At 67.5% G+C, this 14,587-nt stretch carries 16 protein-coding genes; 8 read left to right on the top strand and 8 right to left on the bottom strand.

The window, feature by feature from the left end:
• Window positions 1-76: 76 nt before the first annotated feature.
• From AC1ROW_RS11325 to AC1ROW_RS11315, 3 genes are all read right to left on the bottom strand, one after another.
• Entirely contained in the window at window positions 77-793 is a 717-nt protein-coding gene (locus tag AC1ROW_RS11325; RefSeq protein WP_493018985.1) for an HNH endonuclease, read from the bottom strand.
• Between the two features lie 85 nt (window positions 794-878).
• Window positions 879-2,015 (bottom strand): hypothetical protein, encoded by a 1,137-nt coding sequence (locus AC1ROW_RS11320; protein ID WP_493018984.1) that lies wholly within the window; start codon window positions 2,013-2,015, stop codon window positions 879-881.
• 262 nt (window positions 2,016-2,277) lie between these two features.
• A complete protein-coding gene (locus AC1ROW_RS11315; protein WP_493018983.1) occupies window positions 2,278-2,880 on the bottom strand; it encodes a hypothetical protein in 603 nt (200 codons plus the stop codon).
• Between the two features lie 53 nt (window positions 2,881-2,933).
• Between AC1ROW_RS11315 and AC1ROW_RS11310 the strand changes: the two genes are divergently transcribed.
• Together AC1ROW_RS11310 and AC1ROW_RS11305 are read left to right on the top strand one after the other, a co-directional pair.
• Complete coding sequence (locus tag AC1ROW_RS11310; protein ID WP_493018982.1) at window positions 2,934-3,860, top strand: hypothetical protein; 927 nt, start codon at window positions 2,934-2,936, stop codon at window positions 3,858-3,860.
• A gap of 280 nt (window positions 3,861-4,140) precedes the next feature.
• Window positions 4,141-4,479 (top strand): hypothetical protein, encoded by a 339-nt coding sequence (locus AC1ROW_RS11305; RefSeq protein WP_493018981.1) that lies wholly within the window; start codon window positions 4,141-4,143, stop codon window positions 4,477-4,479.
• 174 nt (window positions 4,480-4,653) lie between these two features.
• Here the strand turns inward: AC1ROW_RS11305 and AC1ROW_RS11300 are convergent, their stop codons facing one another.
• From AC1ROW_RS11300 to AC1ROW_RS11290, 3 genes are all read right to left on the bottom strand, one after another.
• Entirely contained in the window at window positions 4,654-5,034 is a 381-nt protein-coding gene (locus AC1ROW_RS11300) for a DUF4186 domain-containing protein (RefSeq protein WP_493018980.1), read from the bottom strand.
• A 2-nt stretch (window positions 5,035-5,036) separates the two neighbouring features.
• Entirely contained in the window at window positions 5,037-7,442 is a 2,406-nt protein-coding gene (locus AC1ROW_RS11295; RefSeq protein ID WP_493019021.1) for an excinuclease ABC subunit UvrA, read from the bottom strand.
• A gap of 388 nt (window positions 7,443-7,830) precedes the next feature.
• On the bottom strand, window positions 7,831-8,148 hold the full coding sequence (locus AC1ROW_RS11290) for a DUF4326 domain-containing protein (protein ID WP_493018979.1): 318 nt from the start codon (window positions 8,146-8,148) through the stop codon (window positions 7,831-7,833).
• Window positions 8,149-8,239: 91 nt separating this feature from the next.
• Between AC1ROW_RS11290 and AC1ROW_RS11285 the strand changes: the two genes are divergently transcribed.
• The 4 genes from AC1ROW_RS11285 (at window position 8,240) to AC1ROW_RS11270 (ending at window position 10,166) form a co-directional block, all read left to right on the top strand.
• Window positions 8,240-8,497, top strand: a complete 258-nt coding sequence (locus AC1ROW_RS11285) for a DUF4287 domain-containing protein (RefSeq protein ID WP_493018978.1) — start codon at window positions 8,240-8,242, stop codon at window positions 8,495-8,497.
• A 108-nt stretch (window positions 8,498-8,605) separates the two neighbouring features.
• Complete coding sequence (locus AC1ROW_RS11280) at window positions 8,606-9,112, top strand: hypothetical protein (protein ID WP_493018977.1); 507 nt, start codon at window positions 8,606-8,608, stop codon at window positions 9,110-9,112.
• A gap of 155 nt (window positions 9,113-9,267) precedes the next feature.
• Window positions 9,268-9,801 (top strand): HdeD family acid-resistance protein, encoded by a 534-nt coding sequence (locus tag AC1ROW_RS11275; protein ID WP_493018976.1) that lies wholly within the window; start codon window positions 9,268-9,270, stop codon window positions 9,799-9,801.
• The gene (locus tag AC1ROW_RS11270; protein WP_493018975.1) at window positions 9,798-10,166 is read left to right on the top strand and encodes a hypothetical protein; all 369 of its coding nucleotides are present in this window, start codon (window positions 9,798-9,800) and stop codon (window positions 10,164-10,166) included. Before AC1ROW_RS11275 ends, AC1ROW_RS11270 begins: the two co-directional genes overlap by 4 nt.
• Before the next feature lie 81 nt (window positions 10,167-10,247).
• On the opposite strand, the gene purB is transcribed toward AC1ROW_RS11270, so the two are convergent.
• On the bottom strand, window positions 10,248-11,627 hold the full coding sequence (gene purB / locus AC1ROW_RS11265) for an adenylosuccinate lyase (RefSeq protein ID WP_493018974.1): 1,380 nt from the start codon (window positions 11,625-11,627) through the stop codon (window positions 10,248-10,250).
• Between the two features lie 62 nt (window positions 11,628-11,689).
• Window positions 11,690-12,079, bottom strand: coding sequence for a phage holin family protein (locus tag AC1ROW_RS11260; RefSeq protein ID WP_493018973.1), 390 nt, complete (start codon window positions 12,077-12,079; stop codon window positions 11,690-11,692).
• Window positions 12,080-12,229: 150 nt separating this feature from the next.
• On the opposite strand from AC1ROW_RS11260, the gene AC1ROW_RS11255 reads away from it, so the two are divergent.
• On the top strand, window positions 12,230-13,339 hold the full coding sequence (locus AC1ROW_RS11255) for a histidinol-phosphate transaminase (RefSeq protein WP_493018972.1): 1,110 nt from the start codon (window positions 12,230-12,232) through the stop codon (window positions 13,337-13,339).
• 4 nt (window positions 13,340-13,343) lie between these two features.
• Window positions 13,344-14,483, top strand: a complete 1,140-nt coding sequence (locus AC1ROW_RS11250; RefSeq protein WP_493018971.1) for a thiamine pyrophosphate-dependent dehydrogenase E1 component subunit alpha — start codon at window positions 13,344-13,346, stop codon at window positions 14,481-14,483.
• The last annotated feature ends 104 nt before the right edge of the window (window positions 14,484-14,587 follow it).

The following is a 14,587-nucleotide window of genomic DNA, read 5'->3' as shown; positions in this document are numbered from 1 at the left end:
GGGCGAGCTCTTCTGCGGCGAGGCTCCGCACGGTCGATGGCGGTGTCGATCTGTCACCGAAAAATATGACCTACAGTCAGTCGTCGCGCTCTGCCAGGGTTTGCAAGTAGAGCCCGTGCTCGAAATCATCCTCCGTGCCGGTTCCACCGTCTCCATAGTCATAGGCATCTAGATCCTCGTGAGCTTCCACTGCGAGCTGCCGAGCCAACCGCGAGTACTGGAGCCGAAGGTCCCTATCCCAGTGTTCCTCGTCGTAGGCATCGACAAGAGGCTCGTCATGGAACACGAACGAGAGAAACTCATCGCGCACCACCTTGTCTGCCTCGGTCATCGGCTGGAAGCTCTCGGCGGTCTTCGCGTGATGGCAAGGCGCGCAGAGGCCCTGAAGATTCGTGCGGTCTCCGTTGGGTCCCGCGATGTGATCGACTTCGGTTGCGGGTGCAACCTTGCAGCTTTGGCACCGGCCTCCGTCGAAAGAGAGCACTTCAGCTCGGACCTCGGGCGAGAGTCGTCGGGCGTCGCTGTCATAACCCCCAGCGACGAGGTGCGCGAGCCGGAGGTTGACTGCCTCCTGGACGTCCGGCCGGGCGATGTCGCCGGTCTTGATCTTCCGCCTCAGATAACGGACGTCCTTCGCGTAGCTCTTGCAGTATTCGGAGCAATACGGGCTCCGGCTAAAGACATCGCGGTCCGCACCGCAGCGGACGCAGGAGTATCCATCCCAAGCGACGACCAGCTTGCCACCCGTGGGATCGGGAACGGTGCGCAGGATGGGCTGGGGTTCATCTTCCACGGCGGGATGGTCTCACAGACCAGCGACACCGGTTCACTCTCCACACGTCAGCAGCGATGATGACATCCCTTCCATAGTCGGCCGGCTAAAGGGTGATGCCAGACCCCATCATCTGATCTCCCAACGGATTGTCTCCAATTTCCGCAAGCTTCTGGCGCCATACGCGAGCGCCGTCATCGGCATCGATCTCGCGTCGCCAAAGTTGTCGGGGTGACGGCCCTCCAAGTCGCACGACCTTCCAACCACTGGCATCCTCTACCAGAGCCAAAGCACTCTGACCGTCGAATTCGTGACGGTGCACGCCGTCAAAGTGTGCGTGCCAGGTCTCCCTTACCTTCCTGAACCAACCGCCTTCGTACATGATCCGCAGTTCACGCGTCGCTTCGTAGAGACCGAGAAGCTCAGGCTGGTTGACTACAAACGCCATCGGTTCCTCTCGCCAATCTGCAGCGCCCAACAAGAAGTTGACGGCGAAACGAGCCCGTCGCGCCGCAGATGTGGCGGACATGATGATGCCATCAAAGGCCTTCACCTTTTCCTCATGAGCCAAATCCGGCCAACGGAGCAACTCGGACACCACCTCAGCCACTGAGTCTCGGATTTGAGAACTTGCGTCTTCAGCTCCCGCGAGGATGACGGCAGGGGAAACACCTCCGCGGTCGCCCGTGCCCTGAGGGGCTGGAAACTTCCGGACGAGCTCAACGGCGGAAGTCCAAGCGACCAGCGCCCGAGCCAATGGATGACGTCGGATCCGAACAGGAAAGGGCCTTGGAGGTCTGAACTTGTCCCATTCGCTTGCGACAGAACTCGACGAGTTCAGCGTCAACAAGTTCGTCAAAGCCATAACGCGCGGAAGATGGGAAAGCGACGTTGGAGTCTCGAAAAGTTCGCTCTGAAGGAAGGTTACGAGGTCCGCAATTGCTTCGATCTCCCGAGTCTCACGAGCGAGGTCGCGTTCAAAGCTCCGTTGAACCTCAAGTTGATCGCGACTCTCGGCCCGCTCGGCGTCGAACCTACCCTGATCCGCCCTTAGCTGCTCTTCAAAGTTGCGACGTGCCGCTAGTTGTGCCTCATCGAACCTCGCCCGATCCTGTTCTGCCTGTTCGCTTGCAACCTTTCGGGTATAGCGATTGGTGAGAATCAAGATCGCTACCGACACAACTGCACCTACCACGGCACCGAAGATCCCCGACCATAGATTCATCAACCAGGTCTGGTCCAACGATTCCTCCTAGCTTTCGACACAACCTGATGAGGCTAGTGCCAAACATGGCAGCAACGTGTAACGGCTCAACCCCGGTTCAAGGGCCTCTGCTGGAGCTGCATCTATCTAACGGACGGGAGGTGAACCGATCCAGATCGCGCAACTCATGGGCAGCATTGGCCGAGCCGCACAAATGCCAAGCGGGACGCCGACGGCGGCCATGAGCACCTCGAAGAGGTCAAAGCCTGAGTGAGCCTTAGGGTTCGGCGCCACTGACGCGTCAACCGTAGATCGCGGCCTCGGCCTCGTCCATGCTGTTCGCGAGTTCCCGGGCCTCCTGCCCCCAATTCCTGTCCCACTTGCCAGTTACCGTGAACTCGGATGCGCGCTCTACCAGCGTCTTGAGGTGCTCCCAGCGCTGTCGCTGGGCGGCCTCCGACGCGGTCTTGGTGCCGTCGCCATAACCCTCGTGCTCATACCACTGGCTCAACACCCAGTAGCCCGACGTGTTCTCGATGTCACGCGAGAGGTACTTGGCGAAACCACGATCATTGATCAGGAGCGCCGAGTCGGCTGCCTCCAGTACGAGGTCGTAAGAGATTGCACGGTCTTCGCGAATGGCCTGCACGTGGTCTATCCGCAGCTTGCGAAGTCGATCAACGACTCCCTCAACGACCGCCCGGCGCTCATCCTTCTGCGTCGAGCGCCGCTGAAGAACGCTGACCCCGTGGTCGACGAGTGGCTTCAGGAGCGTAAATAGCCCTGTGACGGCTGCGCCGATGACCGTACCTGTGAGCAATGCGGGCCAGAGAGCATCGATGGCATCACCGTAGCGCCCGCGGTTCCACGGCGGAGACGTGAACGCAACGGCGGTGCCTGGCACTTGCCGTTCGCCGCAGCCGCCCAATAGTTTTCTGACGTCGGAGGGGAGACACGGTGGACTCGGTGCTCGATTGGTACAGCGAATACTCGCGCAGCGTCGTCAATGGACAATCGTTTGTCGGCGGCAAATTCAGCCCCGCCACTCAGGTCCGTGCTCGATGGAGCGGGACCGGAAACCCGCCGGACGTGATCACGATCGTTCCGGCCTATCAGAGTTGGTTCCAGCTCTGTCTCGGCTTTTTCGGCAAATCAGCCAGATGGACCGAGACTGGGAAATGGGCACAGAACACGGAGCCGACTCCAATTCGGCCCGCTGATTACTGGACGCGCGATCCTTTCAGCGTGCCGGCCCCGACGCGTATCGCGCGCGCGTTCCTCTTTTATACCGATGCAGACGACCCTACCCATGTGTCGCCACCGATCTTCTCGGCCTCAATCGGGCAGGTTGAACGAGATGTCGAACCTGTGCTCGATTTCAACGCAGGCTTCGAAGGATTCGGGAAGTTCGGCATGAAGGCGTCGGCGGTGCGCACGCACACAACCGTGACCTTCGCTGTCGACCCGACGATCTCAGTTGAACTCATCACCGGTGACTTGCTCGCTAGGCTCATCTACGACGAGTTCGTTAGCTCCCTCGATCAAGAGGCGAGCGCAATCGTGGGTGATTCGCTCGAGGAATTTGCTGAGGTGCTTGGCCCAGCGTTCTCGCCACCCGGAGACTGGGAGATGCCTGCCCCTACGGAACTCTCGGGGGAAGCTGGCGATCAACGACAGGCCGTGTTCGAAGTTCGGTTAGAACAACGTGCGCCCGGAATCGGCTTCTTCGCAGTGGGATGCCAGGACCTGAGCAACCCTAACATCGTGCAGATTTCTGATGTTTTCGCGATCGAGGCTGAGAGAGGGGGCTACGTGACCCCTTACGCTGAGGTATCGGGCCTCAACCTGCGTCGTGCCGCGGGTTGGGAAGCAACGGAGGCCTAGTCCCGGCCGCGTGGCGGTGGTTCATTGGCCGGGGTCTACGGCGTCGCCTTCGCCAAACGAACGGCGACGCGGGCAGACAATCTAATTGGCGGTGTTCGAGGACAATCTCCTGGCGGACAGGGCAAAAAGCCGGCAAATCGGGACAATCTATTCGCGCGGCCGACAATTGTGACTGTGGTTCCTTCGACCCGACGCCGGTCACGTCGAACCCGACCGGTTGGGACACGGGTGGCCGGTCGCGGCCAACGATCCGCCTGGCAGTCCCGCTACGCTCTCGGTCATGCAAGCCACGTTCGTGACCACGGGCGATGTCCCAGCTCCTGTACCTGGGCCAACGGTCTACTGGGTGAGTGTGTGGGCGGCACCGCCCGCAGAGGGCAACGCCTGGGCAGTGGATGAATGGCGCATCACGGATGCGCGCGACTTCATCGAGGTCTTCGACTGGGCGACCGCGCAGACGGAGACTGGCGGTTCCTTCGAGATCTTCGCTGAGTGCCCGGAAGAGAAGGCGCGGCCCGAGGGCACCGCAGCCGTTCTTGCGCGCCATTTTCGTCTCTTCGGCGCACCGCGCGACACCCCCGCGGCTTCGGTGACCGCCGAATTCACACGCCCGGACTGACACAGAGGGAAGGGGTAGCCCTTTGATACCCGTCGACGCAGTCCGCAACTCCGACGCGCCGAGCAACGGTGTCCGAAGTCGATCCCGGGTGTTGACGGGCCGGCGCATCATGCTCGAGACGGGCATCAGCGCCTACCTCAACCAGGTCGCGAAGTACGTCGTGTCCTCCACCCGTCACGATCTCGGCGGCGAGCCGTTCTGCGACTCGATCTCGATCCAGCGGCAGATCACGTCCACGACGTAGTCACGCTCGCGGGGAGTCAGCTGGTGCCCCTTCGGGATCCCGTGGTTGATCTGCAGGCAGGTGCGGCAGCAGGTCGCGGTGGCATGCTGAGCCCGGAAGACGGGGTGGCCGCCCCACGGCGTCTGCTTGCCGTCCTTCGCCGGGAAGGCCGGGGCGAGCCGCGTGTCGACGAAGTCCCGGGCGTGCTGCCGGATCGTGTCCATGCCACGGGATGCGAGATACTCGCGCTCGATCGGCCGGAGGTGGAACTTCGCACGGAACGGTATCCGGCCGATCCGCTCGATCCGGCGGTCCAGCTGCTCCTGGTCCACGGTCAGTCCACCATGCTCGCGGCCGCGGCCGACGCCTCTTCGAGAGCTGTCGCGAGGTACGGGGCCGAGGCGCTGTCGGCGGCGGTGGCGACCTCGCCGGGTGTTCCCGCGGCGACGACGGTCCCGCCGCTGTCGCCGGCGCCCGGGCCGAGGTCGATGACGTAGTCGGCGGTGGCGACGACCCGCATGTCGAGTTCGACCACGACGACGGTGTTCCCGGCGTCCACAAGGCTCTGCAGGTGGTCGATCAGGCGGTCTGCGTCGGCGCAGTGCAGCCCGGACGTCGGTTCGTCGAGGACATACAGGGTGTCGGCGCGCTGAGCGCGCTGCAGCTCGGCGGCGAGCTTCACCCGCTGGGCCTCCCCGCCGGAGAGCTCGGTCGCCGGCTGACCCAGCCTCAGGTAGCCGAGCCCCACATCCACCAGCGCGGTCAGGGAGCGCATGATCTCCGCCTCGCCGTCGAAGAACGCGTGCGCCTCCTCCACGGACATCGCCAGGATCTCGGCGATGTTTCGGGCGCGCCAGGTGATCTGGAGCGTTTCGTCCGTGTAGCGGGCGCCGTGGCATTCGGGGCAGACGGTGTAGACCGACGGCAGGAACAGCAACTCCACCATGACCGCACCCTCGCCTTCGCAGGTCGGGCAGCGGCCGCCGGCCACGTTGAAGGAGAACCTGCCCGGCCGGTATCGGCGCGACCGGGCCTCCGGGGTCTCGGCGAACCGGCGCCGCACGTGGTCGAACAGGCCCGTGTAGGTGGCGACGTTGGAGCGCGGGGTGCGGCCGATCGGCTTCTGGTCGATGGTGACCACCCGGCGGACGCCGGCAAGATCTCCGGAGATGGTGCCCTCGAGCACCTCGGGCGTGTCCGCGAGGAGCAGGTCACCCGTTTCCGGGGCGTCGTCGTTCAGGTCGACGGGTCGGCCGAGGGAGTCTCCGAGCAGCGCGGGGAGCACCTGCCCGACCAGGCTCGACTTTCCCGCGCCCGAGACTCCGGTCACCGCGGTGAAAGCCCCGAGCGGGAACGAGACCGACGCGCCGCGCAGGTTGTTCCGGGTGACCTCCTCGAGCCGCAGCCATCCGGTCGCCTCGCGGGGAGTGCGCGGGGCGAGCCCGCGTTCGCCGAGCAGGTAGCCTCTGGTGACCGACTCCTCCACATCCGCCAGGCCCTCCGGGGCTCCGCTGTAGAGCACGTGACCGCCGCGTTCACCGGCCCCGGGTCCGATGTCGACCAGCCAGTCAGCGTGCCGCATGACCTCGACCGAGTGCTCGACCACGAACAGGCTGTTGCCCCTCTTCTTGAGTCCCTCGAGGATGCCCAGGAGCGCGTTCACATCCTGCGGGTGCAGGCCGGCCGACGGCTCATCGAGCACGTACACGACGCCGAAGAGCTCCGAGCTCAGCTGGGTGGCGAGCCGCAACCGCTGCAGTTCGCCGCCGGACAGAGTGGGCGTGGTGCGGTGCAGGGACAGGTATCCCAGCCCGAGGTCGATGATCGGGCGGAGGCGCTCCAGCAGCTCGGCGGCCAGGCGCGCCGCCGCCGCGCGCTTCTCGACCGACTGGTTCGGGGTCCGGCGTACGTCGGGGGCGGCGGCGTGCGACGCGCCGCCGGCGGCGATCCTCTGCTGCGTCGCCTCGCGGCGCGTGCTCTCGTCGAGGGTCGCTCCGGTCGTGGCGAGCTCCTCGGAGGAGGAGCGGACCAGCGCGGCCAGTCGCTCGGACAGCTCGCGGAGCGGGAGCCGGGAGAGCTCGGCGATGTCGAGCCCTTCGAAGGTCACCGAGAGCGCCTCCGGTTTGAGGCGCTTGCCGTGGCACACCGGGCAGACGGCCGACGTCAGGTACTCGGCGACACGCCTTTTCATCGACGCGCTCTTGGTCGTCGCGAAAGTGTCGAGCACGTAGCGGCGGGCGCCGACGAACGTTCCCTGATAGCTCGGCTCCATCCGTGCGGAGATCGCTCTCCGCGTCTGCGCGGGCGTGAGCCCCGCGTACACCGGAGCGGTCGGCCGTTCCTCGGTGAAGAGGATCCAGTCGCGGTCCTCGCGCGGAAGGTCGCGCCACGGGGTGTCGACGTCGTAGCCGAGGGACACCAGGATGTCCCGCTGGTTCTGCCCGTGCCACGCCGTCGGCCAGGAGGCGATGGCCCGCTCCCGGATGGTGAGCGACGGGTCGGGGACCATCTGCTTCTCGGTGACCTCGTACACGCGGCCGATGCCGTGGCACTCCGGGCACGCGCCCTGCACCGTGTTGGCCGAGAAGTCCTCCGCGTACAGCATGGGCTGGCCGTCGGGGTAGTCCCCGGCTCGGGAGTAGAGCATCCGCACCAGACTGGACAGCGTGGTGATGCTGCCGACCGTCGAACGGGCGCTGCGCCCGCCGCGCTGCTGCTGAAGCGCCACCGCCGGCGGCATCCCGGTGATGGAGTCGACGTCGGGGACGCCCGCCTGATCGATCAGTCGCCGGGCGTACGGGGCGACGGACTCCAGGTACCGGCGCTGCGACTCCGCGAACAGCGTCCCGAACGCGAGGGACGACTTGCCCGACCCGGAGACCCCGGTGAACACGACCATCGCATCCCGCGGGACGGTGAGGTCGACGTTCCGCAGGTTGTGCTCGCGGGCGCCGCGCACCCGCACATCGGGCTGGATCGCGTTGGAGGCATCGTCCGACACCGGCTGGACCTCCTTCACGGTCGTGACGCCCTGTCATCCCCCGAGGTGTCAGGCCGGACGGTACCCCTCGGCGGGCTGCTCTGCCATTCCTCGCGGTCGATCGGCGTCGCCGGCGGATCCCGGCGGCTCACGGCCTCCCGGCGTTCGCGACCTCCAGCAGGACATCCGCATGGCATGGCTCATCGAGCGGGCACCAGCACGCGAGGTTCTTCCCCGCGAGTTCGGCCACGACCCTCTCGCGCGACGGGTACCCCGTCGCCACCCTCGGCGCGTCGGACTCCTCGAACATCATCGTGCGGAACGCGGCGACGGCATGCGCCCGATCCATGCCGTCTTCGCCGATGACGAAGGGGTTCCCCCACTTCGACGGTCTCGCGACGACGACGGTGTTCTCGGGCTTCCGCCACCCCTTCCGGCGGCTCAGCCGAACGCGCTTCGGTTGCATGCGATGCTCCTTCATCAGTGCCGCGTGCGCCGACCGTACCCCCGCCCCCCTCATGCTCGCCGGGATGAGAGTCCGCGGCTAGGCTTCCCGCATGACCCAGCATCGCGTCGTCGCGCCCGTGATCGCCCCGGGCGAGAAGGTCATGGGACCGCCGTCGTACTTCCCGAGCATCGAGAAGAACTACGGGCGGCCCGTGCAGGACTGGCTCGACATCGTGGTGGAGCGGCTGGACACCGGGGCCACGCACATGGAGGTCGTGGGCTGGCTGAAGTCGGAGTACGGCATGGGGCACGGACACGCCAACGCCCTCGTCGGGTACGCCAAGGCCAAGCTTGCCGAAGGCTCCTGAACGGCTCGCCGGCGCTGGGCCGCTCGAATGGCGGCGCAGAGCGGTCTTCGGGCATGGATCATCCTCAGGGAGGACGCGCGGGTCCTCTCGACGGGGTCGAATAGAGGAGTGAACACCATCCTCATCCCGTTGCTGGAGGGCGCAGGTCCCGTCGCGCTCGCGGTGGTGTCGTTCGCGCTCTCCTTCACCTGGCCCTCCCTGATCGAGCCCGTCGCGCGCGTGCGGTCCGAGCGCGGGCGGCTGGGCGGCTTCGCCTCCGTCGGCGCCGTGCTCCTGCTCGCGGCGGCCATCCTCTACGTCGTGCCCGGCCTTCTGCTGAACGATGAGTTCGGGACCGTCGTCGTGGCGCCGCTCACGGTCACCTGGGTCATCCTGGCCGCGGCGCTCTGCCTCCGCTCGCTCTTCCAGACCGGTCTCGCGCGCGCGGTCTCCGCGACGTTCGCCATCGTGACGGTCTTCGGGGCCGCAGCGGGCGTCCTCATCGCGTTGAGCTGGCATCACCCGATCAGTGCCACCGTCCTCCCGACCGGGGCCTTCGTGCTCGTGGTGGGCGCCATCGCGGCGATCGTCGCGTGGGCTCGTCCGGACGGCGACGACATCCCCGCGGTCGCCTGAGGGCGCACCGCTCGCCGCCGCCGCGCGGCAAACGCGCAGGTAGCCCGCGACTAGACTGGGACGGCATCCTGATTGAGAGAGGTCGCCGAGTGGCACCCGCCGTTCCCCAGAATCAGGGCGATCCGAACTCGAGCCGATATTGGGTCGTCCCCGCCGTGCGCGCGATCGTCGCGCTCGCCGCGGCCGCCGTCGTCACCTTCACCCGCGACGCGCACACCCCCCAGTTCGGCCTCATCGTCTTCGGTGTCTTCGCCGTGGCAGACGGGCTCGCGACGAGCGTCCTCAGCCTGCTGTTCGCCCGCAAGGGCCTTTCCCGGACCCTGTTCACCGTACAGGGCTGCATCGGCATCCTCGCCGGAGCGTTCGCCATCGCCCTCAACACCAGCGGACTCGGCCTCTACCTCTACGTCGTGACGGTGTGGGCGGCCCTCACCGGCATCCTCGAGCTCTACAGCGGCGTGCGGGAGCGCCGGACCGAAGCGGCCGCGCGCGACTGGCTCATCACCGGCGCGCTCACCGCGATCCTGGCGCTGGTGCTCGTCTTCGTCCCGGCCGACGCCGTGCTCGCCATCGGCCTGTTCGGGGCGTGGGCCGTGATCGTCGGCGTTTTCCAGGGCATCGGCGCGGCCTCCCTGCGATCGGCGGCCCGCACCTCCGCGGCCTCCCGCCGGACGGAGAGCGGATCGTGACCAAGCGCGACAAGAAAGACCCCAGCGTGACCAACAGCCTCCAGCCGACCCGCCGCGACCGCTTCCTGCCCGCCGAACTGCTCGGCATCTCCGCGGGCCTCGCCGTCTTCGTCGGTCTCATCGTCCTGATCGCGACGCGCGAGTTCATCCTCGCCGGCGTCGCCCTCGGGATCGCGTTCATCCTGTCGCTCGTGCTGATGGCGCTGTTCGCCCTCGCCTTCAAGCCGACCGCTGCGGAGGTGCAGGACATCCACGAGCAGGACGTGGAGGCCGAGGAGAAGGCCGCGGGACACAGCGATGCCGCGAAGCCGGGCGCCGAGCGTGACGAGCGCGGCGGACGCGACGAGGGCCCGCGCGGGCACTGAGCCCGGCCGGCGCATTCCCGACCGACGTTCGGCGCAACCGTGCGTTGACCGGGACCGCCTAGCAGCCCCGGCCGCGGGACTTCAGATCCGGTCGACCAGCTCCGACGCGAGACCCACGTAGCCCGCGGGCGTGAGCGCCAGCAGACGATTCTTCGCCGCCTGTCCGATCTCGAGCCCGTCCACGAACGCCGTCAGCGCCTCGTGGTCGACGCGCTTGCCGCGGGTGAGCTCCTTGAGCAGCGCGTACGGGTCGGAGATCGTGGAGCGGCCGGCGGTGACCTCCGCCCGGATCACCGTCTGGATGGCTTCGGCCAGCACCTCCCAGTTGAGGTCGAGGTCCGTCGCGAGCGCGTCGCGGTCGAGCGAGATCTGGGCGAGACCGCGCTGGATGTTGTCCAGCGCGAGAAGCGAGTGCCCGAGCCCCACGCCGATGTTGCGCTGCGTGGTCGAGTCGGTGAGGTCGCGCTGCAGGCGGCTGGTCACGAGCGTGGCGGCGAGCGAGTCCAGCACCGCGCTGGAGAGCTCGAGGTTGGCCTCCGCGTTCTCGAAGCGGATCGGGTTCACCTTGTGCGGCATGGTCGAGGAGCCGGTCGCGCCGGGCTCCGGGGTCTGCCGGAAGTAGCCGAGCGAGATGTACGTCCAGACGTCCGTGCACAGGTTGTGGAGGACGCGGTTGGCGTGCGAGATGCGGGAGTACAGCTCGGCCTGCCAGTCGTGCGACTCGATCTGCGTGGTGAGCGGGTTCCAGTCGAGGCCGAGGCTCTCCACGAACTCCTGCGAGATACGGGGCCAGTCGGCGTCGGGATCCGCGACCAGGTGCGCCGCGAAGGTGCCGGTCGCGCCGCTGAACTTCCCCAGGTACTCGGTGGCCTCCACCTGCTTCCGGATGCGGTCGAGGCGGTGCACGAAGACCGCGAGCTCCTTGCCCATCGTCGTCGGCGTCGCCGGCTGGCCGTGGGTGCGGGCGAGCATGGCGTCGTCACGGTACTGGACGGCCTGGGCGCGCAGCTCGGCGATCACGTTGCGGAACGCGGGCAGCCAGACCTGCGCGACGGCGGCGTTCACGGTGAGCGCGTAGGAGAGGTTGTTGATGTCCTCGCTGGTCGCGGCGAAGTGGGTGAGCTCGGCGATGTGGTCCAGCCCCAGAGCGTGCAGCCGCTCGCGGACCAGGTACTCGACGGCCTTCACGTCGTGCTTGGTGGTGGCCTCCAGCTCGGCGAGCCGGTCGATCTCGGGCTGCCCGAACTCGTCCGCGAGGGCGCGCAGCTGGCGGACCTGCTCGTCGCTGAGCGGGGAGGAGCCGAACATCCGGTGGCCGGTCAGGTAGATGAGCCACTCGACCTCGACCTGGACGCGCGCCCGGTTGAGGCCCGCCTCCGACAGGTGGTCGCCGAGGCCGAGGACCGCGGACCGGTAGCGGCCGTCCAGGGGGCTGAGCGGCTGGGGAGGCAGGGCGGTCATGGGGCTCCTCGCGGGATCGGCGTGGTGGATTCGCCTCTATTCTCCCGCACTCGGCGGGACCGCTACGCGCGGCGGGTGAACGGCCGGAAGATCAGCCCGATGAGCCACCCGATGATGCCCAGCACCAGCGCGCCGAGCACGCCCCACCAGAAGCTCGCGACGTGGAGGCCGAAGCCGATGAGGCCGCTGATCCACGACACCAGGAGCAGCAGCAGCCCGTTCACGATGAAGGAGATGAGGCCCAGAGTGAGGATGTAGAGCGGGAAGGCGACGATGCGGATCGCCGTCCCGACGATCGCATTGACCACCCCGAAGATGAGGGCGACGAGCAGGTAGGTCAGGACGGTCGCGGTGGTGCCCGGGGCGTAAGGGACGACGGTGACACCGGTGACGATCAGGGTCGTCAGCCACAGGGCTACCGCGTTGATGATCACCTTGAGCAGGAATCGCATGGGCACATCCTCCCAAACAGGAGGCGCGGCGGACAGGGGCTCGCCGCTGGAGTCGCGGCGTGCCCGACGAAGACGATCAACTGGCGTGCGCGTCGCGCCCGATAGAGAGGAATGCTCCCGCCGGTATGCGCCCGCGACTAAGTTGGGTCTGTGACTGACCAAGACGCGCACGGCGTTCGGCTGCGGCCCGAGATCGTGGCGGTCCCCGCCTACAAGCAGGGGCGGCCCGCGCCGGCGGACGGTTTCAAGCTGTCCAGCAACGAGAACCCCTATCCCCCGCTGCCCTCCGTCGTGGAGGCCGTGGCCGGCACACTGGCCGAGCTCAACCGGTATCCGAACGCGGGCGGCGCCGACCTCCGCGGGCGGCTCGCCGAGCGGCACGGCGTCGAGGTCGACCAGGTCCACCTGGGCAGCGGGTCGGTCGCGCTGCTCGCACAGCTGATCTCCGCTGCCGCCGGAACCGGTGACGAGGTCGTCTACTCGTGGCGGTCGTTCGAGGCCTACCCGGGTCTGGTCACCGTCGCGGGTGCGACCAGCGTCCAGGTGCCGAACCGGGCGGACGGCGGGCACGACCTCCCGGCCATGGCCGCGGCGATCACCGACCGCACGCGCGTGGCGATCGTCTGCACGCCGAACAACCCGACCGGTCCGGTCGTCACGGCCGCGGAGTTCGAGGCCTTCATGGCCTCCGTGCCGCGTGACCTCCTCGTGCTGCTGGATGAGGCCTACTACGAGTTCGTCACCGACGACGCCTCGGTCGACGGCATCCCGCTGCTCTCGCGCTACCCGAACCTCGTCGTGCTGCGCACGTTCTCGAAGGCCTACGGGCTCGCCGCCCTGCGCATCGGCTACGCGGTCGGGCCGGCGGTGGTGCTGAACGCGGCGCGGTCGGCGGCGATCCCGCTGTCGGTGACCGACGCCTCGCGGGTCGCGGCGCTCGCCTCGATCGACGCCGAGGACGAGCTGATGGAGCGGGTCGCCCGCATCGCCATGCGCCGCGACAAGCTGCGGAACGCGCTCCTCGAGCAGGGCTGGAACATCCCGGAGGCCAACGGCAACTTCGTCTGGCTGAACACCGGCGCGGAGACGGCGGCCGCCAACGACGCGTTCTTCGACGCCGGGCTGACCGTGCGGGCGTTCCCGCCGGAGGGCATCCGGATTAGCGTCGGCGAGCAGGAATCTGTGGAGAAACTCCTGGAGGTCACCGCCGATCTTGTGCGGAACCTACCAAATGGGCACCCCGGCAAGCGGTTAGGTTAGAACGGTGGTTGCGACGAACGATACCCCGCGCCCGGCGAACACCGTCCAGCTGCTGACCGCAGACGGCCGGTTCCAGCCGAGCGACCCGGCCGGTGAGTACCTCCCCTACCTCGAGCGTCTCGGGGAAGAGGACTACCGCACCTTCTACCGCGACATGGTGCGCGTGCGTGCCGTGGACAACGAGGGGGCCAACCTCCAGCGCCAGGGTCAGCTCGGCCTGTGGGTGCCGAGCCGCGGCCAGGAGGGCGCCCAGGTCGGCTCCGCCCGCGCGGCCAAGCCGCAGGACAACCTGTTCCCCTCGTACCGGGAGCACGTGGTCGGCATGATCCGCGGCATCGACCCGGTCGGCATCATGGGGCTGCTGCGCGGGACCACGCACGGCGGCTGGGACCCGACGGACCCCGCGATCCACGGCTTCCATCTCTACACGCTCGTGATCGGCTCGCACACGCTGCACGCCACCGGCTACGCGATGGGCGTCAAGCTCGACGGCAAGGTGGGCACCGGCGACCCGGACGTGGACGAAGCGGTGATCGCCTACTTCGGCGACGGCGCGACCAGCCAGGGCGATGTCAGCGAGGCGTTCGTCTTCGCCGCCAGCTACCAGACCCCGCAGGTCTTCTTCCTGCAGAACAACCACTGGGCCATCTCGGTGCCGGTGAAGACGCAGTCGCGCACCCCGCTCTACCTCCGGTCGAGCGGCTTCGGCATCCCGGGCGTCCAGCTCGACGGCAACGACGTGCTCGCCGCCTACGCGGTGACCGCGAAGCACTTGGACGACGCGCGCAACGGCGAGGGCCCCAGCATGATCGAGGCGCTCACCTACCGGATGGGCGCGCACACGTCGAGCGACGACCCGACCAAGTACCGCACCGACGACGAGGTGGCGTACTGGGCCGAGCGCGACCCGATCCTGCGGTTCCGGGCGTTCCTGGAGAACCAGGGCGTCGGCCAGGCGTTCTTCGACACGGCGGAGGAGGAGGCGGCCGACCTGGCCGCCGACGTCCGCCGGCGCACGCTCACCCTCGACGTCCCGCCGATCGAGAGCATGTTCGACAACGTCTACAGTGAGCCGCATCCCGTGATGGACGAGCAGCGGCGCTGGCTGCAGGAGTACGAAGCGTCGTTCGGAGGTGACGCATGAGCGACGTGAGAGGCGAGACCGGTTACGTGGAGGCCGAGCTGGTGGAGGACGAGACGCCGCAGCGCGACGAGCCGTTCGACGACACCCAGGCCGTCGACGTGGTG

The sequence above is a fragment of the Leifsonia sp. GW821-FHT13C09 genome (assembly GCF_058806435.1).
Note: the sequence above shows the minus strand (reverse complement) of the source record. Positions and strands in the feature narration are given on the sequence as shown.